Genomic DNA, 24,427 nt, shown 5'->3' with positions numbered 1-24,427 from the left:
GACCGGCCTCGGGACGCCGGACCCCCGTCGCTCCTGTGCCGAGCACCCCGAGACTCCAGGAGTTGTCGCACTCGAGACCGACTGCGACAACTCCTGCGCACTCGCGGAACCGCGATCGGAGGAGTCCGGCGAGAAGCCAGTAGTTGTCGCACTCGACGCCCACTGCGACGACTTCTGCGCACTCGCGAGCGGAGGCGGCGCAGGATGCGCCGAGACGACGGAGGCCGCCGCACTCGAGCTCGAGTGCGACGGCCTCCGGACCGTCAGGAGCAGGCGCCCGCGGGTCAGGACTCCGTGTCGACGAGCGAGTCGAGGTGCGCGAGGTCCTCGGACGAGATCTCGAAGTCGACGTCGGCGTTCTCGACGATGCGCGAGGGCGTCGTCGACTTCGGCAGCGGCAGCACGTCCTTCTCGAGCAGGTAGCGGATGCAGAGCTGCGCCACCGACTTGTCGTACTTCGCGGCGATCTCGCCGATGTCGGAGTTGTCGAGCAGGCCGCCCGTCGCGAGCGGCGAGTAGCCCTCCACGAGGATGCCGTGCTCCTTGCAGTACGCGGTCGTCTCGTCCTGGGTGTTGCCGACGAACCAGCGGATCTGGTTGGCGTGCGGCACCACGTCGGTCGCCGCGATCAGCGACTCCAGATCGGCGACCTGGAAGTTCGAGACGCCGATGGCGCGCGAGCGACCGTCCTCGAGGATCTCCTCCATCGCCTTCCACGCCGCGATGTTGCCCTCGCGGTGGTCGGAGCCCATGTCCTGCCAGGGCCACGGGGCGTGGATGAGGTACAGGTCGACGTGGTCGAGCTCGAGCGCCGCCATGGTGGTCTCGAAGCTCGCCTTCGCGCCCTCGTAGTCCTTCACCTCGGCCGGGAGCTTGGTGGTGATGAACACCTCGTCGCGCGGGACGCCGCTGTCGCGCAGGGCCCGGGCGACGCTCGCCTCGTTGCCGTAGGCGCGGGCGGTGTCGATGTGGCGGTAGCCGGCCTCGAGCGCGGCGGTCGTCGCGTCGTAGGCCTCGGGGCCGTCGGGGATCTGCCAGGTGCCGAACCCGATCTTCGGGATGGCGACTCCGTTGGACAGCGTGAACGTGTCGGTCAGGGCGGGCATGACTCTCCTCTGCATCGGTCTTCTCCACGGGCCGCCACCGGCGGCGCCGCTCCTTCCACGCTAGGCCGGGCCCCCGGCTCGCGCGGGCCCCTTGCGCTTGGCGACTGCGGTGCTACGCGGCCGTCGCGCTCCCGGCCGCCGACCCCGCGGAAGTCGCAGGACTCGCGCGCGAGTACCGCGACTTCCGCGGGGTCGCGAGCCGGCACCGCCGGCCCGCCCCCGCGAGCGGCCGGCCCCTCCCCCCTGAGGCGCCGACCGCTCAGCCTCGCGCCACCGACCAGGGGGTCCGCAGCGCCCGCTCGGCGAGCAGCCGCCGCTCCCCCGTGATCGACACCTCCGCCGTCACCGCCGCGTCCGCCGCCGAGGCGCCGGCCGTCAGCCGCAGCGGCCCCGGGTCCACGGCGAGCCGGCCGTCCTCCCCCGTCACCGCGAGCCGGGCCGCGTCGACGTGGAAGTGCACCGTCATCGTCTCGCCCGCCGCGATCGGCACGCGCGCGAAGCCGATGAGCTGCGCGACCGGCCGCACCACCGCCGAGGTCGGGTAGCCCGCGTAGAGCTGCACCACCTCGACCGTGTCGGCGCCGTCGTTCCGGAGCGACACCGCCACGTCGAGCGATCCGCCGACCGGCAGCTCCGCCGCCGTCGCCAGCTCCGTATACGTCACCGCGCCGCGGGTCAGCCCGTAGCCGAACGGGTAGAGCGGAGTCGCGTCCAGCGCCGTGATCCCGGGGTTCGAGAGCCCGAGCGACGGCTGCAGGTACGTGGTCGACGCGGACGGGAGCCGCGGGATCTGCACGGGCAGCCGCCCGGTCGGAGCCACGCGGCCCGAGAGCACGCCGGCGACCGCAGCCGCCCCGTCCGCTCCCGGGAAGAACGCCTGCACGAGTCCGCGCGCCGCTCCGAACGCCCCGAGCGCGTAGGGCCGGCCCGAGAGGACGACCACCACGGTGGGCACGCCGGTCTCGAGCACGGCCGTCACCAGCGGCTCCTGCGCTCCGGGGAGGCGGAGGTCGGCCGCGTCGCAGCCCTCGCCCGAGGTGCCGTCGCCGAAGAGCCCGGCGATGTCGCCGACCACGACGACCGCCGCGTCGGAGCCGCGGACGAGGTCCACCGCCTCCTGCACGCCGTCGGTCGACGCGGAGGTGATCGAGCCGCCCTCCGCGAAGCGCACGCGCGACGCGCCGAACTCCTCCTGCAGCGCCGTCAGCACCGTCGGGATCGACAGGCCGAGGTCGTGCCCGGGGTGCTTGGAGAGCACGTGGTTGGGGAACGCGTAGCAGCCGACCAGGCTGCGGAACTGGTCCGCGGCCGGTCCCACGACGGCGAGCGAGCCGGAGGACAGCAGCCCCGCGACGTCCTCGTCGCGCAGCAGCACGACCGACTCCTCCGCGATCCGCGACGAGATCGCGCGGTTGCGGGCGCTGTCGAGGTCGACCTCCTCGGCCCCCTCGGGTACCAGCGGGCCGCCGTCGAGCAGGCCCGCCTCGAACTTGTGGCGCAGGTGCCTGGCCACGGAGCGGTCGAGGTCGGCCTCGTCGACGACGCCCTCGCGGATCAGGCGCGGCAGCTCGCCGTAGGCCGCCGTCTGCGGCAGCTCGACGTCGACCCCCGCGTGCAGCGCCAGGCGCCCCGCGTCGGCCGCGTCGACCGCGACGTGGTGCATGGCCTGGAGGAACGGCACCGCCCAGTAGTCGGCGACGACCGTGCCCTCGAAGCCCCAGCGGTCGCGGAGCAGCGTCGTCAGCAGGTGCCGGCTGGCGCTGCTGGGCACCCCGTCGATGTCGGTGTACGAGGTCATCACGCTGCGGGCACCGCCGTGCCGCAGGGCGGCCTCGAACGGAGGCAGCACCGTGTCGGCGAGCTCGCGCGGCCCCATGCTCACGGGTCCGTGGTTGCGGGCGCCGCGGGAGGCGGCGTACCCGGCGAAGTGCTTCAGCGTCGCGACGATACCGGTCCCCTCCAGCCCCGCCACGTAGGCGGCGCCGAGCTGCGAGACGAGGTACGGGTCCTCGCCGAGGGTCTCCTCGACGCGGCCCCAGCGGTAGTCCTTCACGACGTCGACGACCGGGGCGAGGCCCTGGTGGATGCCGAGGGCGCGCATGTCCGAGCCGATCGCCTCCGCCATCTCGCCCACGAGCTCCTCGTGGAAAGTGGCCGCCCAGGCGAGCGGAGTGGGGAACGCGGTCGCGCCGTACGCGGCCAGGCCGGTGAGGCACTCCTCGTGCGCGATGGCCGGGATGCCGAGGCGGCTGCCGGCGACCACGCGCTCCTGCAGCTCGCGGAGCCGGCGGACGCCCTCCGGGACGGTGACCGGCTCGGTGCCGAACACGCGGGTCAGCTGGCCGAGGCCGCCGGTGAAGAGGTCGTCGCCCGCGGCGGGCCCGTCGTCGAGCTTCGGGGCGAAGTCGTCGGCGGAGTCGGTGAGCCAGACGGAGCCGAGCTGCGCCGCCTTCTCCTCGAGGGTGAGTTCCTGGGTCAGGAGGCGGGCGCGCTCGGCCGGAGGCAGAGCGCGGTCCCGCCAGTCCCGCCCGGGAGGACGCGCGGCGTCCGTCCCGGGCAGTGCTGGGGAAGCGTCGTGCATCAGCCCTTGAACGCCCCGTCCATGATCCCGGACACCATCCGGCGGCCGACGAAGAAGAACGCGATCAGCAGCGGGAGAGTGGCCATGAACGATCCGCCCATCGCCAGGGCGACGTCGATCGAGCGGTTGGCCTGCAGCTGCTTCAGCGCGATCTGCACCGTGAACAGCTCCGGCGACTTGAGGACGATGAACGGCCACATGAAGTCGTTCCAGACCGCGGTGAAGGTGATCAGTCCGAGGACGAACGCCGCGGGGCGGACCACCGGGAAGGCGATGCGCCAGAACAGCTGCCACGAGTTGGCGCCGTCGATGCGGGCCGCCTGGATCAGCTCGTCGCTGACCGTCGTGGACATGTGCTGCCGCATCCAGAAGATGCCGAAGGCGCTGGCCAGGCCCGGCACGATGATCGCCTGGAGGGTGTCGACCCAGTCGAGCGCCGAGACGATCAGGTACTGCGGGATGATGCTCAGCTGCGCCGGCACCGTCATGGTCAGCAGCACGATGAGGAACAGCACGTTGCGGCCGGGGAACTGCAGCTTCGCGAAGGCGAAGCCGGCCATCGCGCAGAGGATCGCCGAGATGACGGCGATGCTCAGCGACACGATGAGGCTGTTCAGCATCGAGGCGATGAACGGGACGGTGTCGAACACCTTCTCGGCGATCGCCATGAAGTTCGTGCCCGGGTACAGGCGCGGCGGGATCGACGTGACGGCGGTCGCTCCGACCGACGCGACGACGAACATGTAGTAGAGCGGGAAGATCGAGACGAGCACCGCGATCACGAGGAAGACGTAGGTCGGCCAGCCGACTCCGCCGCCCTTCCCGTGCCGCTTCGGCAGCTGTGCCTTCTGGACCGTGGGGGCCAGCGTCTGCGGGACGGCCTGGTCGATCACATCCGACATCAGACGGCCTCCTTCCGGGTGCGGGTGGAGAGGTAGAAGTTGAGGAGGGAGACGAGGACCACGATCACGAACAGCACGACGCCGATGGCGGATCCGTAGCCGAACTTGAACTGGCCGAAGCCCTGCTCGTAGAGGAAGAGCGCCAGCGTCTGGCACTGCCGGCCGGCGCCGCAGGTGAGGCCCGATTCGGGAGCCACCAGGAGCGCCTCCGTGAAGATCTGCAGACCGCCGATGGTCGACATGATCACGGTGAAGACGATGATCGGGCGCAGCGCCGGGATCGTCAGGTGGCGGAACTGCTGCCAGCTGGACGCGCCGTCGACGGAGGCCGCCTCGAACATCTCGCGGGGCAGCGACTGCAGGCCCGCCAGGTAGAGGAGCGTGTTGTAGCCGAACCAGCGCCAGAAGACCATCGTCGAGATGACGATCCAGGAGCCGTAGTTCGTGGCGAGGAAGTTGATCGACGGCAGTCCGAAGATGCCGAGGAACCAGTTGATCAGGCCGAAGTTCTTGTCGAAGATCTGCGCGAACACGATCGCGGTCGCCGCGACGGAGGTGATGTACGGCACCAGCAGAGCCATGCGGAAGAAGTTCGCCCAGCGGAGGCGGGCGTGGTTCAGCAGGTGCGCGAGGAAGAGGGCGAACAGCAGCTGGGGCACCGTCGAGATGATGAAGATGCCGAAGGTGTTGACCAGCGCGTTCCAGAACCGGGAGTCGGCGAAGAGCTGCTGGAAGTTCGCGATGCCGACGAAGGTCTGCTCGCCGATCGGGTTCCAGTCGAAGAGCGAGACGTAGAACGTGAACAGGAGCGGGAAGAGCCCGAAGACGATGAAGATGATGAAGAAGGGCGCGACGTACGCGTAGGGGGCGATCCGCTCCGAGAGGGAGTTGCGGATCCGCGCGGCCTTCTGGACCGGCGCGCTGGGCTGCTTGCGCTGCTTGCGGGGTGGTGCTGCTGTCACCGTTGACACGGGAGTACCTCCGTCGAGAAAGGGGGGAGGGGCCCGGCGCGCGAGGCGCCGGGCCGCTCGGGTGGGTGGGGCGATCAGCCGCCGATGGCCTGCTTGGCCGTGTCGAGTGCGGTCGACCACGCCTTGTCGGAGGTCACGTTGCCGGCCTCCAGCTCGACGAGGGTGTTGAGGAGCGCCCCGTTGATCGGGGTGGTGTCCGGTCCGTTGTAGAAGGACGGGAACTGCTCGACGGAGGTCGCCATGACCTCGCCGATCTTCGAGTCGCCGAAGAACGGGTCGGTGTACGACTGGACCTCTTCGCTGGCGACCGCCTCGGTGGCGGCGGGCAGCGTGCCCGAGGCCTTGAAGTGGTCGGTCTGGCCCTCGGCCGACATCATCGTCTTGATGTACTGCCAGGCGGCCTCGGGGTGCTCGGCGCGGGCGGGGATGGCGATGACGCTGCCGCCCCAGTTGCCGCCGATGCCGGGGACGCTGGTGACGCGCCAGTTGCCGGCGGTGTCGGGGGCGTCGGTCTTGATGCCGGCGAGGATCCACGAGGGGGCGATCGTCACGGCGAAGGCGCCGTTCGCGCGGCCCGGAGCCCAGCCCGAGGACCAGGCGGCGATGCCGGCGCTGATGCCGGCGTCCTTGGTGTCCACGGCGACCTGGAACGCGTCCTTCACCTGCGGGTTGGTGTCGTAGACCAGCTCGCCGTCGGGCGAGTAGTACTTCTCCGAGACCTGGTTGACGGTCGAGAAGAAGACGCTGGTCTCGATGTTGTCGACGAACGGCTTGCCGGTCGCCTCGGTGTACTTCTTGCCGGTCTCGATGAAGGACGGCCAGTCCTTCCAGAGCTCGGCGACCTGGTCGGGCTCGGTCGGCAGGCCGGCCTGCTCGAAGAGGTCGGCGCGGTAGGCGAAGCCCAGTCCGCCGACGTCGGTCGGGACGCCCACGACGGAGCCGTCGTCGGCGGTCGCGGCGGAGGCGGCCCACGGGAGGTAGGTCGAGGCGACGTCGTCGCCGCCGAGGGTGCGCAGGTCGAGGAAGTTCGAGCTGTTGGCGACGAACTGGGGCAGGTCGTCGTTCTGGATCATGACCAGGTCGGGCACCTTGCCGCCGGCGAGGGCCGCGGTGAGGGCGGTGGCGGTCTCGGTCGTGCTGCCGACCTCGGAGAGCTTGATCTTCGCGTCGGGCATCTTCGCGAGGTACTCGTCGACGCTGTCCTTGGCGTTGATGCCGGTGAAGGACCAGAAGGTGGCTTCGGCGTTCGGGTCGTCCGAGGCGCCTCCTCCCCCTCCGGACGAGCACCCGGTCAGGGTGAGCGCGACTACTGCTGCTGCGGCGGCTACGGCCGTCAGGCTTCTTTTCACGACAATTCCTCTTCGTTGGGGATTCGCAGGGTTTCGGTGAGGGCGGGCCTCAGAGAACGATCTCTTGGCGGCCAACCTAACCCGCCCGCGAGCACGACGCAAGCGAGAACCGGTCTCCGCGAGATAACGATCTCCGCCTAGTATCAAAGGGAAGTTTCGCAAATCGAGCAGTTCCGGACGGCCGCCCGCCGCCCCGTGCGAGTCTTCACTCCGACGTTCTCCCCACCGTGCTCCGCGGGGAGGCGCGGAAGCCGGAACCTCCCCTCGCAGAAGGAAGCAGCATGACTCGACCCACGCTGGTGGACGTCGCCCAGGCCGCGGGCGTCTCGCGCGCCACCGCCGCCCGGGTGCTCGCAGGCGGCACCAATGTCGACGTCCGGATGACCGCCGCGGTCGAGCGCGCCGCGAAGTCCCTCGGCTACGAGGCGAACAGCGCCGCCCGGATGCTCCGCGGCGGGCGGGCCGGGGCCATCGCCCTGATCGTCGCCTTCAACGAGCTCGACAGCCTCACCGGGACGTTCTTCACCTCGGTGCTGAAGGGCGCCGCGAAGGGCCTCTACGCCGGCGAGGTGCAGCCCGTGCTGCTGCCCGCCGACCACGACGACAGCGACCGCATCCCCCGCTTCCTCCGCTCGCGGGCCGTCGACGGCGCGATCGTGATCCTCCAGCACGAGATCACCCACCTCGCCCAGGCGCTGGCCGACTCCCCCGTGCCGATCGCCTGGGTCGGCCGCCCTCGCGTCGCCCTGCCCGAGGACGCGATCGTCATCGACTCCGACAACTACGGAGGCGGCCGCCTCGCCGCCCGCGCGCTCGCCGACTCCGGCCGCCGGCGCCTGGGCATCATCGCCGGCCCGCACGACATGGAGCCCGCCCGCGACCGCATCCGCGGCTGGCGCGACGAGCTGACCGAGCTCGGTCTCGACTCCAGCCCGATCGTGCACGGCGCCTTCACCCTCGAGAGCGGTTCCGCCGCGATGGCCCGCCTCCTGCAGCGCCACCCCGACCTCGACGGCGTCTTCGCCTCCTCCGACCTGATGGCCAACGGCGCGATCCGCGTGCTCCAGGCGTCCGGCCGCCGCGTCCCCGCCGACGTCTCCGTCATCGGCTTCGACGACGTCGTCATCGCGACCACCTCGGATCCGACCCTCACGACCATCCGGCAGCCCCTGGAGGACATGGGCCGCGTCGCCGCCGAGACCGTCGTCGCCGTCGTGCAGGGCCGCCCGGTCGACCGGCAGCCGATCCTCGCGACGACCCTCGTGCAGCGCGAGTCCGCATGACCCCGCCTCCCCCGCACCGCCTGATCGTCAGCACCGACGCGGCGAACGAGGCCGACGACCAGTTCGCGATCGTCCAGGCGCTGCTGACCGAGACCCTCGACGTCCGCGGCCTCGTCGCCGCGCACTTCGGCCGGCCGGGGAGCATGCCGGAGTCGCGCGCCGAGATCGACCGCATCGTGGAGTTGGCGGGATCGACGGTGACCGTCGTCGACGGCGCCGAGTCGGCCCTGCCCGCCGAGGCGTCGGACGGCGCCCGCCTGATCGTGGCCGAGGCGCTGCGCGACGAGGGCCGCCTGTGGATCGCCGTGCTCGGGCCGCTGACCGACGTCGCCGCCGCCCTGCTGCTCGAGCCGTCGATCGCCTCCCGCGACATCGTGGTCGTCTGGGTCGGCGGCCCGCCCTACGACGAGATCCGCGCCTACAGCCCCGAGTTCAACCTGATCAACGACGTCGACGCCGCGAACCGCGTCCTCGAGTCGGGCATCGCCCTCTGGCAGATCCCGATGCCCGTCTACTCCGGAGTCGGAGTCGGGCACGCCGAGCTGCGGACGCGCCTGCGCGGAACCAGCCCCCTCGGCGACTACCTGGTGGACCAGCTGATCGCGTTCAACGACACCATCCCGTACGGGCCGCTCGACTTCCGGTCGCTGGGCGACAGCCCGGCCATCGGCGCCGTGATGAACCCCGCCGGCGGACGCTGGCGGGAGCGCCGCGCACCGCGGTTCTCCGCGGACGGCGAGCTCCTGCCCGACGCAGGACCGCACACGATCCGGGTCTGCGAGGCGTTCGACACCCGCTGGCTGATCGAGGACCTGTTCGCGAAGCTCGTGGAGTTCGGGGAGCGGTCGGGCGGCGAGCGCTGATGGTCCCTCGTGGCGAGGCATCCGATGCGTGCGCTCGCTGAACAAACGAAGGCCTTCTGCGATGCGAGCGGACACCGCGGGTTGCTCGCACGATCCCGAGATCAGGTGTAAAGACGCAGCTCGGCTTCGAGAAGCGACTCAGCCCTGAGTTCCTTTATGAGTTCTTGAAGAGCTTCCACCGCGACGGTCTCGGCGCGCTCCGAGTCGGTCGCCTTGTGCGCAGCTCTCAGTACCGCTTGATGTCTATCGTAGATCGGATCCTCTGCATAAACAGCCTCGAGCACATCCGCGAAATCGACGAAATACCGGTAGAGAGTGCCGATGCCGACGCTGGCGCGAGCCGCCACCTTGGCGGTTGTCGCCCGATCTCTACCCACCTCGATGACGACTTCGCGTGCCGCCGCGACGATCGCGGCTCGCGTTCGATGAGCTCGATCTTGGAGTGGTTTCACTGGTGTGCTGCGATTTTTCGCTCCTGTCATACCTTTCATCCTCTCACCACACGCCTGGAACGTGACACATACTCATATGGTCGATCGGAGTGTGCTGCCAACGAGAGTCGCATTGCGGGCGGCCCCCGAAGTGATCTCACCAGCGCGCTGGCCGCCACCCTTCCGGCCACGCCAACCGAGGGCGCTGAAGCAAGCGAAAGCGGAGGAGAGAAAGAAGTAGAGCCGAATTCACGAAGATCCGAGTAAGACTCCTCGCTCACGAACGCGCCACTTATCCCGCCACTTGAAGCTCCGCTCTTGACCGTTCCTGACTTCGCTGCAAGCCTTCTTCAAACGCGGAGATCAATCCGCATCTGAAAAAACGCTACAGATGAAAGGCCGTTCGATATGCCATTGAGGGAATTCAGAAGTGCCAATGAGAGTAGAGACAAGAAGCTAAAGGTGGATCGCATGAAGCGTTTCCGTTCCTTCGCTGCAAGCCTGCTTATTGCGGGCATCGCAGCCACCGGAATCGGACTGGTCTCTACGGGACCGGTGATGGCAGCACAACCGCCCGCCGGCTACCCCAGTACAGACACCTTCGCGACGGTGTCGAGCAGTACGCATGGGAGTTTCCCGATCCGGCGCGGCTTCTACGATGCAGACATCGAGCGCGGGTGGGGCCTCGACAAGGTTTTCCACAAGCACAACATCTGGAGCACCAACGCAATGAAGAAGGTGATGGCTTCCACGAACAGCACGCTGCAGGGGAACGGCAATTACAATCTCAAGGCCTACGCGGGCAACTACGACTGCGTCGACGGCAGGTGCGTGCTCCGCGAGCAGGTCGAGTTGCTGGGCATCTACAATCCCCGGTCGTACGACCTGTACTACGGATGGCCCGTCGGCGGAAAGATGGGCATGCAGACCCTCTACTGCAAGCAGGGCGGCGAAGCTCGCTGCGCCGACTGGGTGACGTACTCGATTGACTACCCAGGTGTCGACAACCCGTTTAGCCGGTCGAGCACGCCTGCGGAGGAAGGGCTCACGGCGGACCAACAAGCGAAGCAGGCCGAGATCCTCGCGTCGCCGGAGATCGAGGAGCTGAAGGCAGAGATCGCAAGCGACGTGACCGAGGTCGCGTTCGACTACGCGCCCCTGCCGGAGATCATGTTCACGGAGTAAGTTCGGTCAGTAGCAGAGGAGAAGAAATCTACTCTTCTCCTCTGCTACTGTCGATTAGGAGGAGTTGGGCAATGACACAGGCGGAACATACAGCCGACGCCTTCCTGCGAGGAGTGCGTGTCTTCCTAAAGCAAGATCGTGCTGGTGATATCGAACTTATTCACTGCTGGGCACAGGAACCTAATGACGCCTTCATCCTCTATAGATATCGAAGAGGACCCTCCAACGTTTTCGGGTGGCATGAACAGCTTCTCACGTCCGAAGGAGTGGAAGCCGCACTACTTCATGGTATGGATACAGCCCAAGAGCTTTCGGAACCCGTTGGAACCGCGTCTATCAAGGCTGATGAGAATGGCATCAAATGGGTCGGGCAAGCAATTCATACCAGCCAGCCGAAACTTACCTTCGAGGCAGTGACTTTATTGCGTTCCGCTATGGAACGCTAGAAGAGGTAACGCGGGGCTTCGCAGGCCCGGCGGCGTGGCCCTGTGGCCGGGAAGGGTGGCCGACGGGCATGGGGCTGGGCGTTTACATACCCGCGAGCCCCTGTGGTACCTCCTAGTTGGGTGTGACGGCGGAGGGAGGAGGGAGCGAGCCTTTGCTCGAGCGGTGCGTGTGAGCGCATCGCGTCACTCAGCTCCGAGCACCGTGCTGTCAAGGGGTCGGTTCAGGGTCCTGCGCATGGTGTCCGACCTGATCGGCACCTACGACCGGGAGACGACCTCCGCGAGCATGAACAAGGGTGTGCGCTCGACCACGAGCGCGTTGAAGCGCGAACTGATCCTCGACGTCGCGGAGCTGGCGAACCTCCCCACACCGCGGAAGGGCCGCAAGATCGGGCGCGCGGTGATGATGCCCTCCGGTAACCGTGCCGCGATCCTGCGCACCGTCCCGTGGCTCGACGGACCCAAGGCGCTGGTGGAGTCGATCAACGCCTCCATCGCGAACCACAAAGCGGGCAAGCCCGCACCGACCACGCCGCCCCTCGTCACTACCGCCGCTATGGAGGAAGCATGACCGCAGACGACTTCGACCCGTTCGGCGGTGAGGACTCCGCACCCGCCTCGGAGCACGCTCCGGCGCAAGACGAGGAGGCAGTGACGACGCACTACGGGTCCGCGGATGAGTTCGTGCGCAAGCAGCTCATCAGCACCTACCGGCGCCGGGTGATCGCCTACGGCTCCGGGGGCGGCATGCGCTGGAAAGCGGCCTGGTGGGAGAGCAAGGAGGCAGTGCAGCGCATCGAAGCCCTGTGGCGGGCGTGGGAGGCCGCACGACGAGACGAGACGGACGGGCCGAGCACCTGGTGGGTCAACCACTGCGACCCGCACATGAACGTGCTCCTGTCGATGGATGGGCCGTTCGCGGACTCTCGCGACGAGAACGACGGCGGTGATCCGCTGCCCTACACGCCGCCACCGGTCGGCATGTTCGAGGACGACAACCAGCCTCCGCTCTACACCGAAGTGGTGGCAGCGCGAGACGGCGCCTTACGCTGACCCCAACCACCGGAAACAAGCGCCCTTTTCATCAAAATTGACCTTATGTCAGTTCTCGGCCCATGCCGTCTCGTGATGCATGTCGTGGCGGAATTGGACGCTCAGCGTCCCGCCGATCGATCCCCATTCGGGATGGCACTCAGCCCGGAAAGGCCCTGTGTCATGGGTCGGTGAGAAGCTGGCGCGGTGAGCACGCATTCGGGCCCCGTGCCGCGCAAAGCGCGGCTTAGCGGCAGAGATCGAACGGGATCTCCTCACGGGCGACCGGTCGAGGACGTCCTGCGCAGGCTGCCTGTGGATAACTTCCTCAGCAAGCATTCAGCTTTGACTTTCAGCCGTGTAATTCGTGACCGAAGCGTGACCCAGCTCGAAAAGCAGTCCGTTTCGGCCCCTGACGGCCCCCTGGCGGCTCAAGATCCTGTGGATAAACCAGGAGGTGTTTACCACATTTCCGCTGCGACAGAGGCGCAGAGCGGACCACTGAGTTACAGTTGTGAATGTAAACAGCCCCGATCTGCTCCTGAGCAGATTCGGTGCTCATAGGCAGATCGGGGCCGAGGGTGTCTGTGGAAGGACTCCTTGACCTTAGAGGTTCCATGGCCTCTGCGTGAAGCGGGCTCCGGCCCGTTGACGCGACGCTGCCTCCCTCATATAGAGAAGTGGAGCACGTGATGTCGAAGTCGTCACGGTCGGCCAAGCCCTCGAAGGCTGCCCTGTCGAAGGCGGGAAGGACCCTCGCGTCCGACTCGTCCGGCAAGGCCGCCAAGTCGAAGGCCGGCTCGACCCTCGGAAAGGGCTAGCCCCTAAGGTCCGTGGCTCCTCCCGGAGCCACGGACCCTCGTCGACGTCTCGATGCACGGCACGCTTCCCCAACGCCCGTTCGGGCAGGGAGCTCACACATCACCATGTCATTCACGTTCAACGAAGCAGCGCTTCGCCGCGAATTGCAGCAGCAGGTCCAGTCGACCCTCGACGATGTCGCCCGCAAGCGGAGCCGCGCGCTCGCGGCTCTGCACGGCCGCTATGCCGGTCGACCGGTCAGCGAGATCAAGCCCGCGCTTCAGCGCATCTTCCGCCAGGACGGCGGTGACCTCACCGATCCGGAGCTGAGCCAGTACGCGGAGGCGATCAGCTCCGGGACCAGGATCACCTTCACGGCCGAGAAGGTGCGGTGGTAGTGATGGTGCGCAGAGTCACTCCCTCCCAGCTTCGCAGCATGGTTCGCCAGGCCGAGCAGAAGCAGCGGCAGGCCATCAGTAACTACAACCGGGAAGTCCGCAACTACAACAACAAGGTGCGCCAAGCGGTCAGCACGTACAACCGCGAGGCGTCCGCCCACAACTCGCGTGTCCGCGCCAACCGCCAGCGGCTCGAGCGGGAACTCAGCAAGCTGCGGTCCCAGACGCACTCGTCGACGCGCTATGTCACCTACACCCGATCGGTGTCGACGTTGCAGCGATCCTTCGCCGACGTGGAGTCGGCAGCCACCGAAGGCGCCTGGTCAGACTCGCGCAACTTCCTCGACCTGGCAGAGGGCGAAGCCGCCAACAGCGTCGCAACCCTCAATGCACTGTTGGCTCCGTCAACCGATGACGAGGATCAAGAACCGGAGCTTCGGGTGACGTCGCTCACCAACGAACTCGCGAGCATCGACCCGGAGTTGCAGGACCGGTGGAACGGCGCACTGTTCGCCTTGAGCCCGCAGAACCCGGACGCAGCCCGGCACTTCTGCACGAGCGCCCGCGAGATCCTCGCGAGCATTCTCGATCGAGAAGCGCCCGACTCTGCTGTGAAGCAGGCAAACCCTGAGTACGTACGAACCCCGAACGGAGGCGTGTCCCGCCGCGCGAAGATCCAGTTCTTCCTCGCTCGCACCGGAAACTACGTCGCCGCGCTCGCTCAGTTCGTGGAAGACGACATCGACAGTGTCATCTCGCTCTTCACCGACTTCAACGCCGCAACGCACGGGGGAGCGGGACGATTCGATCTGCCGCAGCTTCAGGTGATCAAGACGCGCGTCGAGCACGCCATTCAGTTCCTGCACCGCTTGGTCCGGTGACACCCGCGGCTCGGGCCACGGGCTGAGACGTCCAATGGTCCGCGCTTGAACTCAGCGAGGCCCAGCACGACTCCCGCGTGCTGGGCCTCGCTGCGTTCACTCTGCAGTGAGGAGAACGGGGGCGAGATCGTCGCGGCGGATTCCCGAGAGCGTACGGAGGTGCCCGGTGACCCTTTCCGCGAACTGCGGGCACTCGGCCCCGCGGAGAGCGTCAGCGAGGGGTCTGCCATCCCTGTCTCGCCAGTAAATCCGCTGCTTGTCCGTCACACGCTGCACGTGTGAGGGCGCTCCGTCATCGATGAGGATGAAGAAGTCATCCGCGCGGTAGACCTCGTAGAGCTCGTCCTCGCTGTCCGAGAATCCGCCGTCGTTGGTCAGCAAGATATCCGCGCCGGCCGCGAGCGCAGCAGCGTGGACGTGGCGATCGTGAGGATCGGTGCCGTTGTACGGAACGGTGGCGTCGAAGTCACCAAGGACCTCATCGACACATTCGACGATCTTCGCCCGCTTTTGAACGATCAGCCGGCCGGGCGCCTCGGGGTGCAGGCGTCGCAACGAGTACTCAACCTCCGCCAGGACGTCCTCACTCGTCACGATCGAGAACATCCGACCGGTCTCCGCGCGAAGCATGAACAACCAGTCCATCAGCGTGCGCGACATGAGAATGTTCGCGTCAACGAAGATGCGCTGGGTCATGGCGCGAGCTTACTGGGCGGCGTGAAGCTCCAGCTCGTCGTCGATCTGACGCAGCTCCTTAAACGCTGCTGCTCTCGCTTCGCTTCGCGCGCGAAGGAACTCTTCGATGTCCGCCGACTTGAAACGAGTGTGAGTGCCAACTCTGATCGACGGGACGAGTCCCTCCCGCGCCATCTTCATGAGCGTGGGGCGAGATACTCCGACGAGATCGGCAGCGACCGTCGATGTGAGCTCCTCGGGCCGTGACGCGATCGAGAACGATGCGCCTTCCGCGGCCTGCTCGAGTATGAACCGGAGGAAGCTCGACACGTTCTCCTGGAGAGGAATCGTGCGGTCGCCGACCTGCACGGAGAAAGTTGTGATCTGCTCATCGCACGCGTCGCGAACGACCGCAGCGGCTTCATTTCGCACGGCCCGGGTGTTTGCTGGTGCCGTGATCGCAAGCGTTCTAGACATGTCCTTCATCCTCCATCACGCGTCTCAACTGATCTGCGCAGGTCCACGTTACGGCGTTTCAGTTGTAACTGCAAAATTTTTCCGCGGTGATCAGAAGTTGCACAACACACGATCGTGCGTCGGTCCATCCCATCAACGACAACTAGTCGACGGCCCTTCGCCCCGAGCAGCAACCTGCGCTGACCTGCGCGGGCGCCAAATCACCCGTGGGCACAAAACGAGGCTGCGGTCGAAGCGACCGGCGTGCAGTTGGAGCAACCGGTTTCGCTAGAGCAAACCGCTCCGCCGCGCGACCTCCGATAATCGACGTTATGTCAGTTTGTTCGCACACACCCCGCTCGACGGGCTCCGAGGTGTGGTTGCACACGAGCTTCGGAACCCGTCGGAGTCCCGCCGGCTAGGCGCCGGGTGCGAGGCCGAGCTGCGTGAGGATGCCGAGCTCGTCGCTGCTTCCCCAGCGCTCGGCGAGTTTGCCGTCGACGAAGGTGCTGATCTGCATGCCGCGGATCTTCACGGACTTGCCCGTCGGCGCGTGGCCCTGGAACACACCGGTCTGCGTGCCGGTCAGCGTGTAGGCGAACGCGACGCTGTCGTCGTCCGCGACGAGCTTCTCGACCTCGAGTGCCATGTCGGGGAACGCGGTCCGCAGGTCGCCGAAGAACGCGGCGTATCCCTCTGGACCGGGTGCCTGGCCGGGCGCCGGGTCGTGATCGACCGAGTCGGGCGCGACGAGTGCGTCGAACGCGGCGAAGTCGCCGGCGTTGACCGCCTCACCGAAGGCCTGCTGGGAGGCGATGTTCTGCTCGCGAGTCATGTGCTGTCACCTGTTCTGCACCGGTCCGGTGCCTCGAGGAGTGGTGCGGGTCGTCAGCGACGGTACGCAAGCCCGTCGAAGGCGGTATAGGGCTTGCGCGCTCCCCCGGGCGCTTCCCACTGCCGCTTCTCATAAGCGAGATTATGTCAGCTTGCTGAGGTTCAGCTAGTCATAGCCGGCCCTCCAACCGGCCGCCCGAAGAGGGAGGCGCGGCAATGGCAGCACCGGCACCTCTACGCCACACATGATCAAACCTCGCAGCCACCACTGCACGCGCACCAGCCGCTGCTCATTCGGACAGGCTCTCGCCCAAACCACCCCTTCACATCACATACATCGGTTTGTGGATACTCACGTCTAAGTGAAGTACATCCCACCTCACAGGTCGCACCCTAATTGGCGAACTGGCTAGCGACTAAAGCGCGGGCTGGTCCTCCGAGATCAGCCGCGCAATAGGCGCTTGCCGGGCTTTGACCTCTCTTATTGTTTTTGTGTCTCCTCGCGACGGTCGCGACGGCGCGAATCTCCCCAAGCAACAAGACTGGCCGCAAAACCTCCCGCAAGACCGAGCAGCACACCGAACATCAGCGTGCGAGTGTTCTGATTTGCGCGCTCCGGCATTGAATCTTCGTACTCAATCACGTACGGAACAAAGTCCGAGGAATGGCCGGACGGTGAGGGGTTGCGTGTTTCACACTCTTGACCTGCGAACTCTGTCGCTTCGGCCTCGGAACGCAGCTGCTGGTCGAGCTCGTCGAGCGCCTCGGCTCGGGTGCGCAGCATTGCCTTCTGATCCACCGTTCCAGTGTCCCGATAGCCGCCCCGTCACCGGGCATTTCATCGGGCGGGTCTTACGGGACACTGCCGCCCGCGCCGACGCGCGGCACATGTCAGTTCTCGAGGTCCTCTGCACAGATCTTCAAGGTCGTCTGCACAACCATCGGAGCCGTCTTTCGGAGCCTACGCCGGCGTCGGAGAGCTGCGTATCTAGGTGCTCTTGCGTCCGAGGACGCGGAGGCCGTCTGGTCGCACCTCACCCGTGGGCGAGACGTGTCGGTAGAGCGTCTGGCGGGAGATGCCGAGTTCTTTGCAGAGGGCACCGATGTTCGTTTCCGGCTTGCCCATCGACGCCATAGCGAGTCGCACCTTGGCGGGCGTCATGGTGAACGGGCGCCCGCCGACCCGACCGCGTGCTCGAGCGGACGCGAGGCCCGCCATCGTGCGTTCGGAGATGAGCTCGCGCTCGAACTCGGCGAGGGCAGCGAAGATCCCGAAGACCAGCTTGCCGGCAGCGGTGGTCGTGTCGATCGCCGCCCCCTGACCCGTCAGCACCTTCAACCCGATGCCGCGCGCGGTGAGGTCATGGACCGTGTTCACCAGGTGGTGCAGGTCGCGCCCGAGCCGGTCCAGCTTCCACACCACGAGCGTGTCCCCCTCGCGCAGTGCCTTCAGGCATGACAGCAGACCCGGCCGATCATCCTTCCGGCCGGACGCGAGGTCGGAGTACAGTTGCGCGTCCTCGACGCCGGCCGCGAGCAGCGCATCGCGCTGCGGATCTGTGGTCTGCGTTCCATCGGTCTTCGAGACGCGCATGTACCCAACGAGCATCACGGACCCCTGTCACTTATACGGCCGAATACGTGACACGGTGCTGATGGGATGGCGCGCCGAGCGAAGGCGTCACGTAACTTGTCACTCATTCTAGGTCTCGTGAACGGCCGAAATCAGGTTCCGTGACGGCGGGTAGTCGCGTACGCGGCCTGGGCGCACCGGCCAGAGCGTCGTACGTTGGGCGCATGCACGCGCGACCCGACTCTGGCCGTGAAAGGCGACTCCTCTGGCGGGGTCTGCTCGCTCTTGCAGCCGCCGTGATCCCGCTCTCCGGTTGTGCCGCTGACATTCCTGGGCCGTCACCAACCTCGCCCATTGTCGCTGCAGCACGGCAGGACACGCGTCCGCTGTTTGACGAGGCGATGGCGGTGGACGCCGTGCCTGGCGTGCGAGAGGTGGCACGGGCGACGGAGGACTGGTGCTTCGGAGAGGGAGGATCCGATCAGATCGGCGAGTCAGGGTCAGTTATCACGACGGTCTGCCGACTCGACGGAGGAATCGTCTACGCGGTGGACGGCGCCGATCAGCTCGTAGCGGCCGAAGCCGTCGACAGATTCCTCGCGACCAACGGAATCCACGGCACAGGAGTGAGAGTCGTTGATTCTCTGGTCGGCGTCGACCTACTGCAAAGCGGCGACATCTCCGGTGGTGGTGGTCGTGGGCTTCCCGGTGGAGGTGCCAACGGGACGGCTACCGTCCGGTGGACTCTCGTCGCCGCCTCCCGATTGCAGGTCGATGGCCTCCCGCTCCCTCAGGGCTTCAACCGTCAGTCCTACGAAGGGTCGATCACCGAGTCGACTCCAGCGGATGTGCGCGCAACGGATGCCTCTTTCGCCCTGACTGTCGATTTCGGTTGGCGATATTTCGCGGGTACCGGTGACGGGTCCCTTTCCTCGCCCTGACGGCTAAGCGATTCCCATGCGAGACGGACCGCAGAAGGTCGGTCTTGCGCGATGCTTCGATGGCCTAGAGGCTGGATCCGCGACCGTTCGACCAGCGTCGCCTTGGCTCGACAGCAAAGGAGATCGCTCTGACTGAGGACGCGGTGATCCTGGTTCCCACCTACTACGACGTCGCATGGATCGTCTTCTCGATCCTCAGCGTCGCTCTTCCCATCGTCTCGATCGTGACTCTCATCACGACGAAGACCCTCACCAACGCTGCGCGCGTCGGGTGGACCGTCGTGGTCGTGCTCCTGCCGATCTTGGGCTCGGTGGCGTGGCTCATCACCCTGTGGGCGAGCCGTCGGTTCCGTGTTGCTGATCAACAGGTACTCGATCACCTGTAACAGCAGCTCGGCTGGCGACATGTCCCAGGTATGAGCCCACCACAGTCCGACCGCGAGGCGAGCTTCTCCGAGCTGTACGAGCGCGAGTACGTCAGCGTCGTCCGGTTCCTGAGGCGTCGCACTGACCCCGAGCGCGCCGCAGACCTCGCGCACGAGGCATTCCTGATCGCCTGGCGCCGACACGACACCGCGCCATCGGAAGACGAGCCCACGCGTGCGTGGCTGTTCACCATCGCCCGCAACTGCCTCCTCAACGACCTCCGCAGTCAGCACCGCACCGCCGCCCTCGCGATCCGGGTCGCCGCTCACACCGACGCGGCCGCGCGGTCGCCGGAGGACGCGATCGCGACCCGGCTCGACCTCTACCAGTCCTGGCAGCAGCTCACACCGCAGCACCAGGAAGCGATCGCGCTGACGGCCTGGGAAGGGCTCGACTCTCCCTCCGCGGCCGGAGTGCTCGGCATCACCGCTGTCGCCTTCCGACTCCGACTTCACCGAGCACGCACCGCGCTGCGGGCGTTACTCGATCCCCCCTCACGCCAGCACCACGCCGACTCGCCCGCCTTGGAGGCATCATGACCACGCCCGAACTCCTCGCCACGAAAGACCTCGACCCGGCCGCTCAGTACGAGCTCGACGGCCCGGCTCGCGAGGCCGCCGCTGCGCGGCTCCAGATGATCCTCCACAGCGACCCGGTGACCGCTCGAGAGCCCGCCGCTCGGCGCCCTCGGGGATGGCAATTCGTCCTTCCCGCCGGGGTCGGGGCGGCAGCGCTAGGAGTCGCTCTCGCCGTCCTGCCGTCCGGTGTCGACTCCCGCGCGTACGCCTCCTGGACCTCCACATCGGACATTGCCAGCGCCTCCGACCTGGCCACCGCCGGCGAGGCCTGTGCGTCAGGTGACGCGGAGCAGCTCGGTCAGCCGGCGATCGGGGAGCGGCGCGGCAACTGGGTGATGGTCTCCTACACGACGCCCAGTCAGCGAGCGTGCCTCATCGAGATTCCGGTAGGGACGAGCACTGCGGGAAGGGCACTCGTCAGTTCCACTGGAAGCGAGGGCGGCTTCGCGCCGCTCGCTGAGGAATACACGCAGGGAGGCATCAGTCAGTTCGCGGGCGAGAACCTCCCGCCCGCCGTCTTCACCCGCGGCGACGTCGGCTCGGACGTGACCGGGCTCACCATCCGCACCGGCGACGGCACGAGCGTCATCGCCACGATTGCAGACGGCCACTGGGCAGCGTGGTGGCCGGGAACCGGCCTCACCGAGGGAGGCGAGACTGGCCGCGGCGGACCGGAGCCCACCTTCACAGTCACGCTCACCCTCCGCGACGGAAGCACCATCACCGACGCCAGAGAATCCTTCAACCAGCCCTAGTCGGCTCGTGAATCTTCGCGGCCGACGTTAAGAACGAGCCTCGGCCGGACACGTCGACAGTGACGAGCAATCACCGAGGGGGAACCGGCATGGACGATCTGGTGCGACGAGCTGCGCCGCTGGCGCTGGGCGAGGATCCGGCGGCCGCCGAAGCCGCGCGTGGCATTGCCCGGGCAGTGGCCGAGAGCCGTCCGCCGCGACGCGCGTGGTTCCGCTCCGGAGTCGGAGTGACGGTTCTGGCGATCGGGTTGGTCGGAGTCGGGACCACGGCCGCCGTCGCGGGGCCGTCGCTGCTGCAGTGGGTGGGATGGACTCCTGACGTCGCTGTGCAGCGCACGTTCGAGCTCGCTGAGGGTGCCGACATCGGAACGTGCGCGGTCGTCGCCCGGATCCAACCGGAGTACGGCGGCGGGCTCTCTATTGAGGAGACCGACGAGCTGACCGAGAGGGCCCGCGAGTTCCTCGCGCAGCACGACTGGGATCCGGTGATCGCCCGTGTCACTCCGGAGGACATCGAGGCGGCCCTGGCATCGAATCAGGCGGGGATCGATGAAGCGAACGTCGCGGCGGAAGCCGCCGGCCGGCCGGCAGACATCCCCGACGCGACCCCCGGGGTGATCGCCAGCTCCCTCATGGGCGACGAGATCCGGGAGGTGCTCGAGGAGGCCGGTTACTTCACGACCAGCACCTCCATCGAGATGGCGGGCCAGTGCGACAGCGAGTCCCTCGGAACCGACGAGTGATCGCGCGACGACGCCGGTCCGACCAGGATGCAGCACTCGAAAGCCTTCACGCCGCGAACGCAGCTGACCTACTCAGCTACTTCGGCCGACGAGTCGCCGTTCCCGCTGATGCCGCTGACCTTCTCAGTGAGACCTTCATCGTCGCGTGGCGACGCATCGAGCAATTGCCCGCCGACCCCGAGCGGGCACGCATGTGGCTCTTCGGCGTCGCCCGCCGAGTCCACTCGAACGCCGCACGAGGAGCCATCCGACACGACGATCTCACACAGAAACTCCGCCAGCACTTCGACAACCACCCAACCGATCCCGTCAACGCAGACACCCTCGACATCCGCGCAGCCCTGAACTCCCTTCCGGAAAACCAGTCCGAACTGATCCGGCTTATCCTCTGGGACGGCTTCACCCTCCCCGAAGCCGCAACAATCCTCGGAGTGAGCGAATCGACCGCACGCGGCCGACACCAACGAGCCAAACTCCGACTTCAAACTCTCCTCCGACTAGGCGAACCCCATCGAGGTTCCACCAACAAGGACCTCCGATCATGACCAGCGCTCCCGCTTCGGCAACTCCGACGACCTCGACCGCCGCACCCGAAGCCTCACTGGACACCTTCATCACCTGCTCCGGAGTCGGATTCACCACCGCGATCGCAGCCCTCGTTCTCATGCTCAGCAGCTTCATGGTCGCCACGGGCGTGACCGATTCGGACCCCTCTGAAGGAGTTTTCGGTATCGCGTTCGGTGCGGTCGGCGTCGGAACGTGGATCGCCCTCGCCGGCGTCGCCGCTCACATTGCGGTGCGGAGACATCCGCGTCAGCGCGTCCCGGTCGCCTCAACTCCTGCCGTAGTGAGCCTCGCCTGGTGTGGACTGGCCATCTCCCTGTTCTCCTTCTTGATAACGGACGTCCTCGGCCCTCTGTCGATGACCTGGTTGTCCTCCATCGACTACCTCCTACTCGCGCTCCACGCCGTCCTTCTGACCGCAGGCACCATTCCGGCAGGGCTCGGGTTCCTGGCGACCGGCATCGTTCTCCGAAGGATCCGTTCCCGCCGCAAGCGGGCTGCGCTCGAGCTCGAGCCATCCCGGTGAACGACCCCCTACCGGACGCCAGCTAGACCATCGCTGACCGGGCGTCGTTAGGACGGATTCTGCTTCGGTGACGGGAGCGGGAGCTACAAGTCAGTCGCACCGAGCGGCGTGTCCGTCAGCCGGCGTGTGAGCGCGTCCCGCGCGGCCGTGAGCGAGGCGATCGTGGGACGGTCCAGGCGAGGGCCCGTGATGTCGCTGAACGGACTCTCGGTGTCGGTGCGCGCGGAGACGAGAGCCGCGTACTTGGTCGCAGCGCTCTTGACGACGGCGGCGGCGCTCTCGATGCGGCCGCGTCGGCTCTTCTTCCCGGAGGCGAGCTCGGCGTGCTTCTTCAGCGCGTCAACGAGCTTGCGGTGGGCGGATTCGATCTTCTTCGACATGGCCCCATGCTCGCGCGGCGATACCGGCCGCTCAACGAGCAGGGGTCCGTTAGGAGATCCTCGTACAGGGCAGTCCCGAGTCGGCTCGTTCATGGCCTCGCGTCGGAGACGCAGTAGCCCGAAAGTCCTGATGGCGAGCGTCAGTCGGGAAGGCTTTGCCAGACGATCGACTCGACGGGTTCGCCACCCGGAGCACACTCGTCTGGCACACCGTCCAGCGCGAGGTAGCCGCCTCCGCCTTCGACGAGCTCACCCGAACTCACCGAGCCGAAACCAGGGACGTCGATCATCTGGCCGTCGTCGCTGAGACGCGAACCAGCCGGGAACTTCAACGGGAACGTCGTCTCTCCCACACTCACCGCCAGGCAGCCCTGATCGGTCGTCGTGAGCGTCCCAGTGAAACTCGCCTCCATCACGGCACTCGGGGTCGCGGCAGAGACCATCGCCGTGACGCCCTGTGCCCTCTGCACCGAGATCCCAGAGCTGGAGCAGGCCGCAAGAGTCGCGGCCGAGACTGCGCACACCAGCACCGTGACGATCCTTCTCACGGCAGAAGCCTCCCACTCGGGCGCTCTCCGTGCTACCTCGCTGCTCACTAGCCGTACTGGCCAGACTGTGCCGGTGGCCGGTCCCCATACGGAACGGCGAAGCGGCGCCCGGTCGTGTGTGCAGGGGACCTTGAACATCTGAATACCCACGGTCGTCTGCACGAGCGCCGCGTTGACGCGAAGAACCGTGCAGACGAGCGCGAGAATCGACACACGTCGAGACGCCATCTTCGGCGGCCGGACGACGACCCCCTAACGGACAGCACCGGAGTAAGGCAGCGTGAATGAGCGACGACTCCTTGGCACGATCACGGACACTGGCTTGGATGAGCACATGCAGACGCTCATCCCCCTGTCAGGCCGCGAGCTGTGGACCACGACTCATGGCGCCGGCACCGATGAAGACACGACGATCGCGATCGATCGCGGACTGCACGTCGCGCGCTGCTCGGTCCGCACCATGGTGCGCCCCGGGACTCGCGTCGGACCCCGCGGTCACGTACACGGGATGGTGACCGACCCCGTGACGATCGCCTCCCTCGCCGCCGACTGTCTCCTCCTCGGCACGCTCCCCACAGACTCCCGAAAGCGCGATGGGGTCGCCGTGATCGAGGAAGTCGAAGCTCGTTCGCTCGCTCTCGCCCAAGACCGAGACGGATGGACCGTCTCGGTACTCCCTGTCGAGGGGATCGACTACGCCCTCTTCTCGCGCACCATCCCGGAGGGCACGATCGCACATGCCGACCTCGGATGGGCCGTCATCGCCATGTGGAGCACCGGCAGCGTCTACGACGGACCTCTACGACGAGCGGACATCAATCCGGAGGATCACCTGCCCGACCGGTAACCCATCCCCTTACGGGACACCGCAGGTGGCATCCACGCAGGACTTCAGTCCTCGGAGATGTAGCCGGTTTCGGGATCGATCTGCGAGAGGAAGCTGTCGATCATCGGGCGGATTTGCGCATCTGTCGGCGGAGAGTCCCCTGACCAGCTGGATCCGAAACCGTACCCAGGGTTGGGGCCACTAGCCCATGAGAAGTGGATCCCATCAGGCCTGGCCGTGACCTCGAACGTCTCGCCATCCACGACAACAACACGCGAGCTGGTCGACATGCGGCCATGGTTGCACGAGACCGAAGCACTGAGCGATCCTCTTTCGGACACCACCCGACGCCCGAACTTGCGACAGATGGAAC

At 66.9% G+C, this 24,427-nt stretch carries 31 protein-coding genes; 17 read left to right on the top strand and 14 right to left on the bottom strand.

What is annotated here, in order from left to right; all coding sequences use genetic code 11:
- Positions 1–284 precede the first annotated feature (284 nt).
- From C5C35_RS00660 to C5C35_RS00640, 5 genes are all read right to left on the bottom strand, one after another.
- Complete coding sequence (locus tag C5C35_RS00660) at positions 285–1,106, bottom strand: aldo/keto reductase (RefSeq protein ID WP_104261718.1); 822 nt, start codon at positions 1,104–1,106, stop codon at positions 285–287.
- Positions 1,107–1,365: 259 nt separating this feature from the next.
- Complete coding sequence (locus C5C35_RS00655) at positions 1,366–3,687, bottom strand: glycoside hydrolase family 3 N-terminal domain-containing protein (RefSeq protein ID WP_104262301.1); 2,322 nt, start codon at positions 3,685–3,687, stop codon at positions 1,366–1,368.
- Positions 3,687–4,589 carry a carbohydrate ABC transporter permease gene (locus C5C35_RS00650; protein ID WP_104262300.1) on the bottom strand — a complete coding sequence of 301 codons (903 nt, stop codon included), beginning with the start codon at positions 4,587–4,589 and terminating at the stop codon, positions 3,687–3,689. The genes C5C35_RS00655 and C5C35_RS00650 overlap by 1 nt, the downstream gene beginning before the upstream one ends.
- Positions 4,589–5,551: a carbohydrate ABC transporter permease gene (locus C5C35_RS00645; protein ID WP_104224677.1), complete on the bottom strand. Its 963-nt coding sequence runs from the start codon at positions 5,549–5,551 to the stop codon at positions 4,589–4,591. Before C5C35_RS00645 ends, C5C35_RS00650 begins: the two co-directional genes overlap by 1 nt.
- 83 nt (positions 5,552–5,634) lie before the next feature.
- Positions 5,635–6,909, bottom strand: a complete 1,275-nt coding sequence (locus C5C35_RS00640) for an extracellular solute-binding protein (RefSeq protein ID WP_104226495.1) — start codon at positions 6,907–6,909, stop codon at positions 5,635–5,637.
- A gap of 281 nt (positions 6,910–7,190) precedes the next feature.
- Between C5C35_RS00640 and C5C35_RS00635 the strand changes: the two genes are divergently transcribed.
- Together C5C35_RS00635 and C5C35_RS00630 are read left to right on the top strand one after the other, a co-directional pair.
- Complete coding sequence (locus tag C5C35_RS00635; RefSeq protein WP_104224675.1) at positions 7,191–8,192, top strand: LacI family DNA-binding transcriptional regulator; 1,002 nt, start codon at positions 7,191–7,193, stop codon at positions 8,190–8,192.
- The gene (locus tag C5C35_RS00630) at positions 8,189–9,055 is read left to right on the top strand and encodes a nucleoside hydrolase (protein WP_104262299.1); all 867 of its coding nucleotides are present in this window, start codon (positions 8,189–8,191) and stop codon (positions 9,053–9,055) included. Before C5C35_RS00635 ends, C5C35_RS00630 begins: the two co-directional genes overlap by 4 nt.
- Before the next feature lie 101 nt (positions 9,056–9,156).
- On the opposite strand, the gene C5C35_RS00625 is transcribed toward C5C35_RS00630, so the two are convergent.
- Positions 9,157–9,537, bottom strand: coding sequence for a TetR/AcrR family transcriptional regulator (locus tag C5C35_RS00625; RefSeq protein WP_181127769.1), 381 nt, complete (start codon positions 9,535–9,537; stop codon positions 9,157–9,159).
- A gap of 411 nt (positions 9,538–9,948) precedes the next feature.
- On the opposite strand from C5C35_RS00625, the gene C5C35_RS00620 reads away from it, so the two are divergent.
- The 7 genes from C5C35_RS00620 (at position 9,949) to C5C35_RS00600 (ending at position 14,229) form a co-directional block, all read left to right on the top strand.
- Entirely contained in the window at positions 9,949–10,671 is a 723-nt protein-coding gene (locus C5C35_RS00620; protein WP_104262297.1) for a hypothetical protein, read from the top strand.
- A gap of 71 nt (positions 10,672–10,742) precedes the next feature.
- Positions 10,743–11,117 carry a hypothetical protein gene (locus C5C35_RS16660; protein ID WP_146076867.1) on the top strand — a complete coding sequence of 125 codons (375 nt, stop codon included), beginning with the start codon at positions 10,743–10,745 and terminating at the stop codon, positions 11,115–11,117.
- A 235-nt stretch (positions 11,118–11,352) separates the two neighbouring features.
- Positions 11,353–11,688 (top strand): hypothetical protein, encoded by a 336-nt coding sequence (locus C5C35_RS00615; RefSeq protein WP_104262296.1) that lies wholly within the window; start codon positions 11,353–11,355, stop codon positions 11,686–11,688.
- Positions 11,685–12,170: a DUF4913 domain-containing protein gene (locus C5C35_RS00610; RefSeq protein WP_104262295.1), complete on the top strand. Its 486-nt coding sequence runs from the start codon at positions 11,685–11,687 to the stop codon at positions 12,168–12,170. Before C5C35_RS00615 ends, C5C35_RS00610 begins: the two co-directional genes overlap by 4 nt.
- A gap of 671 nt (positions 12,171–12,841) precedes the next feature.
- Positions 12,842–12,970 carry a hypothetical protein gene (locus C5C35_RS17160; protein WP_258063410.1) on the top strand — a complete coding sequence of 43 codons (129 nt, stop codon included), beginning with the start codon at positions 12,842–12,844 and terminating at the stop codon, positions 12,968–12,970.
- A gap of 105 nt (positions 12,971–13,075) precedes the next feature.
- Complete coding sequence (locus C5C35_RS00605) at positions 13,076–13,348, top strand: hypothetical protein (RefSeq protein ID WP_104262294.1); 273 nt, start codon at positions 13,076–13,078, stop codon at positions 13,346–13,348.
- 38 nt (positions 13,349–13,386) lie between these two features.
- A complete protein-coding gene (locus C5C35_RS00600; RefSeq protein ID WP_219813770.1) occupies positions 13,387–14,229 on the top strand; it encodes a hypothetical protein in 843 nt (280 codons plus the stop codon).
- A 96-nt stretch (positions 14,230–14,325) separates the two neighbouring features.
- Here the strand turns inward: C5C35_RS00600 and C5C35_RS00595 are convergent, their stop codons facing one another.
- The 5 genes from C5C35_RS00595 to C5C35_RS00580 form a co-directional block, all read right to left on the bottom strand.
- Positions 14,326–14,925, bottom strand: coding sequence for a PIN domain-containing protein (locus C5C35_RS00595; protein ID WP_104262293.1), 600 nt, complete (start codon positions 14,923–14,925; stop codon positions 14,326–14,328).
- Positions 14,926–14,934: 9 nt separating this feature from the next.
- The gene (locus C5C35_RS00590) at positions 14,935–15,381 is read right to left on the bottom strand and encodes a helix-turn-helix domain-containing protein (protein ID WP_181065432.1); all 447 of its coding nucleotides are present in this window, start codon (positions 15,379–15,381) and stop codon (positions 14,935–14,937) included.
- A 397-nt stretch (positions 15,382–15,778) separates the two neighbouring features.
- The gene (locus tag C5C35_RS00585) at positions 15,779–16,195 is read right to left on the bottom strand and encodes an ester cyclase (protein ID WP_056045707.1); all 417 of its coding nucleotides are present in this window, start codon (positions 16,193–16,195) and stop codon (positions 15,779–15,781) included.
- A 480-nt stretch (positions 16,196–16,675) separates the two neighbouring features.
- Complete coding sequence (locus C5C35_RS16655) at positions 16,676–16,993, bottom strand: hypothetical protein (RefSeq protein WP_146076865.1); 318 nt, start codon at positions 16,991–16,993, stop codon at positions 16,676–16,678.
- A gap of 189 nt (positions 16,994–17,182) precedes the next feature.
- Complete coding sequence (locus tag C5C35_RS00580) at positions 17,183–17,803, bottom strand: recombinase family protein (protein ID WP_104262291.1); 621 nt, start codon at positions 17,801–17,803, stop codon at positions 17,183–17,185.
- A gap of 371 nt (positions 17,804–18,174) precedes the next feature.
- Here C5C35_RS00580 and C5C35_RS16650 point away from each other — a divergent pair, with 371 nt between their 5' ends.
- From C5C35_RS16650 to C5C35_RS00550, 7 genes are all read left to right on the top strand, one after another.
- Positions 18,175–18,708: a hypothetical protein gene (locus tag C5C35_RS16650; protein ID WP_146076864.1), complete on the top strand. Its 534-nt coding sequence runs from the start codon at positions 18,175–18,177 to the stop codon at positions 18,706–18,708.
- Between the two features lie 143 nt (positions 18,709–18,851).
- Positions 18,852–19,094 carry a PLDc N-terminal domain-containing protein gene (locus C5C35_RS00575; RefSeq protein ID WP_181065431.1) on the top strand — a complete coding sequence of 81 codons (243 nt, stop codon included), beginning with the start codon at positions 18,852–18,854 and terminating at the stop codon, positions 19,092–19,094.
- A gap of 30 nt (positions 19,095–19,124) precedes the next feature.
- Positions 19,125–19,673: an RNA polymerase sigma factor gene (locus tag C5C35_RS00570; RefSeq protein WP_104262290.1), complete on the top strand. Its 549-nt coding sequence runs from the start codon at positions 19,125–19,127 to the stop codon at positions 19,671–19,673.
- Positions 19,670–20,467 (top strand): hypothetical protein, encoded by a 798-nt coding sequence (locus tag C5C35_RS00565; protein WP_104262289.1) that lies wholly within the window; start codon positions 19,670–19,672, stop codon positions 20,465–20,467. Before C5C35_RS00570 ends, C5C35_RS00565 begins: the two co-directional genes overlap by 4 nt.
- An 89-nt stretch (positions 20,468–20,556) precedes the next feature.
- Positions 20,557–21,210 carry a hypothetical protein gene (locus C5C35_RS00560; RefSeq protein WP_146076863.1) on the top strand — a complete coding sequence of 218 codons (654 nt, stop codon included), beginning with the start codon at positions 20,557–20,559 and terminating at the stop codon, positions 21,208–21,210.
- Complete coding sequence (locus C5C35_RS00555; RefSeq protein ID WP_181065430.1) at positions 21,207–21,755, top strand: RNA polymerase sigma factor; 549 nt, start codon at positions 21,207–21,209, stop codon at positions 21,753–21,755. Before C5C35_RS00560 ends, C5C35_RS00555 begins: the two co-directional genes overlap by 4 nt.
- Positions 21,752–22,300 carry a hypothetical protein gene (locus tag C5C35_RS00550; RefSeq protein WP_104262286.1) on the top strand — a complete coding sequence of 183 codons (549 nt, stop codon included), beginning with the start codon at positions 21,752–21,754 and terminating at the stop codon, positions 22,298–22,300. Before C5C35_RS00555 ends, C5C35_RS00550 begins: the two co-directional genes overlap by 4 nt.
- Before the next feature lie 83 nt (positions 22,301–22,383).
- Here the strand turns inward: C5C35_RS00550 and C5C35_RS00545 are convergent, their stop codons facing one another.
- Both C5C35_RS00545 and C5C35_RS00540 read right to left on the bottom strand, forming a co-directional pair.
- Positions 22,384–22,680, bottom strand: a complete 297-nt coding sequence (locus tag C5C35_RS00545) for a hypothetical protein (protein WP_104262285.1) — start codon at positions 22,678–22,680, stop codon at positions 22,384–22,386.
- Between the two features lie 140 nt (positions 22,681–22,820).
- Positions 22,821–23,228 (bottom strand): hypothetical protein, encoded by a 408-nt coding sequence (locus C5C35_RS00540; RefSeq protein ID WP_104267732.1) that lies wholly within the window; start codon positions 23,226–23,228, stop codon positions 22,821–22,823.
- 334 nt (positions 23,229–23,562) lie between these two features.
- On the opposite strand from C5C35_RS00540, the gene C5C35_RS00535 reads away from it, so the two are divergent.
- Entirely contained in the window at positions 23,563–24,075 is a 513-nt protein-coding gene (locus tag C5C35_RS00535; protein ID WP_104262283.1) for a hypothetical protein, read from the top strand.
- A gap of 44 nt (positions 24,076–24,119) precedes the next feature.
- On the opposite strand, the gene C5C35_RS00530 is transcribed toward C5C35_RS00535, so the two are convergent.
- Positions 24,120–24,344 (bottom strand): hypothetical protein, encoded by a 225-nt coding sequence (locus C5C35_RS00530; RefSeq protein WP_104262282.1) that lies wholly within the window; start codon positions 24,342–24,344, stop codon positions 24,120–24,122.
- Between the last annotated feature and the right edge of the window lie 83 nt (positions 24,345–24,427).

This window comes from Rathayibacter sp. AY1F8, assembly GCF_002932165.1.
Taxonomy (GTDB): Bacteria; Actinomycetota; Actinomycetes; order Actinomycetales; family Microbacteriaceae; genus Rathayibacter.
This window is presented reverse-complemented; position numbering and strand designations above follow the sequence as displayed.

Bases quoted from the DNA above. Each gene is read 5' to 3' on its own strand.
- C5C35_RS00660 (WP_104261718.1), bottom strand. From the start codon at position 1,106: ATGCCCGCCCTGACCGACACGTTCACGCTGTCCAACGGAGTCGCCATC.
- C5C35_RS00655 (WP_104262301.1), bottom strand. From the start codon at position 3,687: ATGCACGACGCTTCCCCAGCACTGCCCGGGACGGACGCCGCGCGTCCT.
- C5C35_RS00650 (WP_104262300.1), bottom strand. From the start codon at position 4,589: ATGTCGGATGTGATCGACCAGGCCGTCCCGCAGACGCTGGCCCCCACG.
- C5C35_RS00635 (WP_104224675.1), top strand. From the start codon at position 7,191: ATGACTCGACCCACGCTGGTGGACGTCGCCCAGGCCGCGGGCGTCTCG.
- C5C35_RS00630 (WP_104262299.1), top strand. From the start codon at position 8,189: ATGACCCCGCCTCCCCCGCACCGCCTGATCGTCAGCACCGACGCGGCG.
- C5C35_RS00625 (WP_181127769.1), bottom strand. From the start codon at position 9,537: ATGACAGGAGCGAAAAATCGCAGCACACCAGTGAAACCACTCCAAGAT.
- C5C35_RS16660 (WP_146076867.1), top strand. From the start codon at position 10,743: ATGACACAGGCGGAACATACAGCCGACGCCTTCCTGCGAGGAGTGCGT.
- C5C35_RS00615 (WP_104262296.1), top strand. From the start codon at position 11,353: ATGGTGTCCGACCTGATCGGCACCTACGACCGGGAGACGACCTCCGCG.
- C5C35_RS00610 (WP_104262295.1), top strand. From the start codon at position 11,685: ATGACCGCAGACGACTTCGACCCGTTCGGCGGTGAGGACTCCGCACCC.
- C5C35_RS17160 (WP_258063410.1), top strand. From the start codon at position 12,842: ATGTCGAAGTCGTCACGGTCGGCCAAGCCCTCGAAGGCTGCCCTGTCG.
- C5C35_RS00605 (WP_104262294.1), top strand. From the start codon at position 13,076: ATGTCATTCACGTTCAACGAAGCAGCGCTTCGCCGCGAATTGCAGCAG.
- C5C35_RS00600 (WP_219813770.1), top strand. From the start codon at position 13,387: ATGGTTCGCCAGGCCGAGCAGAAGCAGCGGCAGGCCATCAGTAACTAC.
- C5C35_RS00595 (WP_104262293.1), bottom strand. From the start codon at position 14,925: ATGACCCAGCGCATCTTCGTTGACGCGAACATTCTCATGTCGCGCACG.
- C5C35_RS00590 (WP_181065432.1), bottom strand. From the start codon at position 15,381: ATGTCTAGAACGCTTGCGATCACGGCACCAGCAAACACCCGGGCCGTG.
- C5C35_RS00585 (WP_056045707.1), bottom strand. From the start codon at position 16,195: ATGACTCGCGAGCAGAACATCGCCTCCCAGCAGGCCTTCGGTGAGGCG.
- C5C35_RS00580 (WP_104262291.1), bottom strand. From the start codon at position 17,803: ATGCTCGTTGGGTACATGCGCGTCTCGAAGACCGATGGAACGCAGACC.
- C5C35_RS00570 (WP_104262290.1), top strand. From the start codon at position 19,125: ATGAGCCCACCACAGTCCGACCGCGAGGCGAGCTTCTCCGAGCTGTAC.
- C5C35_RS00565 (WP_104262289.1), top strand. From the start codon at position 19,670: ATGACCACGCCCGAACTCCTCGCCACGAAAGACCTCGACCCGGCCGCT.
- C5C35_RS00560 (WP_146076863.1), top strand. From the start codon at position 20,557: ATGGACGATCTGGTGCGACGAGCTGCGCCGCTGGCGCTGGGCGAGGAT.
- C5C35_RS00550 (WP_104262286.1), top strand. From the start codon at position 21,752: ATGACCAGCGCTCCCGCTTCGGCAACTCCGACGACCTCGACCGCCGCA.
- C5C35_RS00545 (WP_104262285.1), bottom strand. From the start codon at position 22,680: ATGTCGAAGAAGATCGAATCCGCCCACCGCAAGCTCGTTGACGCGCTG.
- C5C35_RS00535 (WP_104262283.1), top strand. From the start codon at position 23,563: ATGCAGACGCTCATCCCCCTGTCAGGCCGCGAGCTGTGGACCACGACT.
- C5C35_RS00530 (WP_104262282.1), bottom strand. From the start codon at position 24,344: ATGTCGACCAGCTCGCGTGTTGTTGTCGTGGATGGCGAGACGTTCGAG.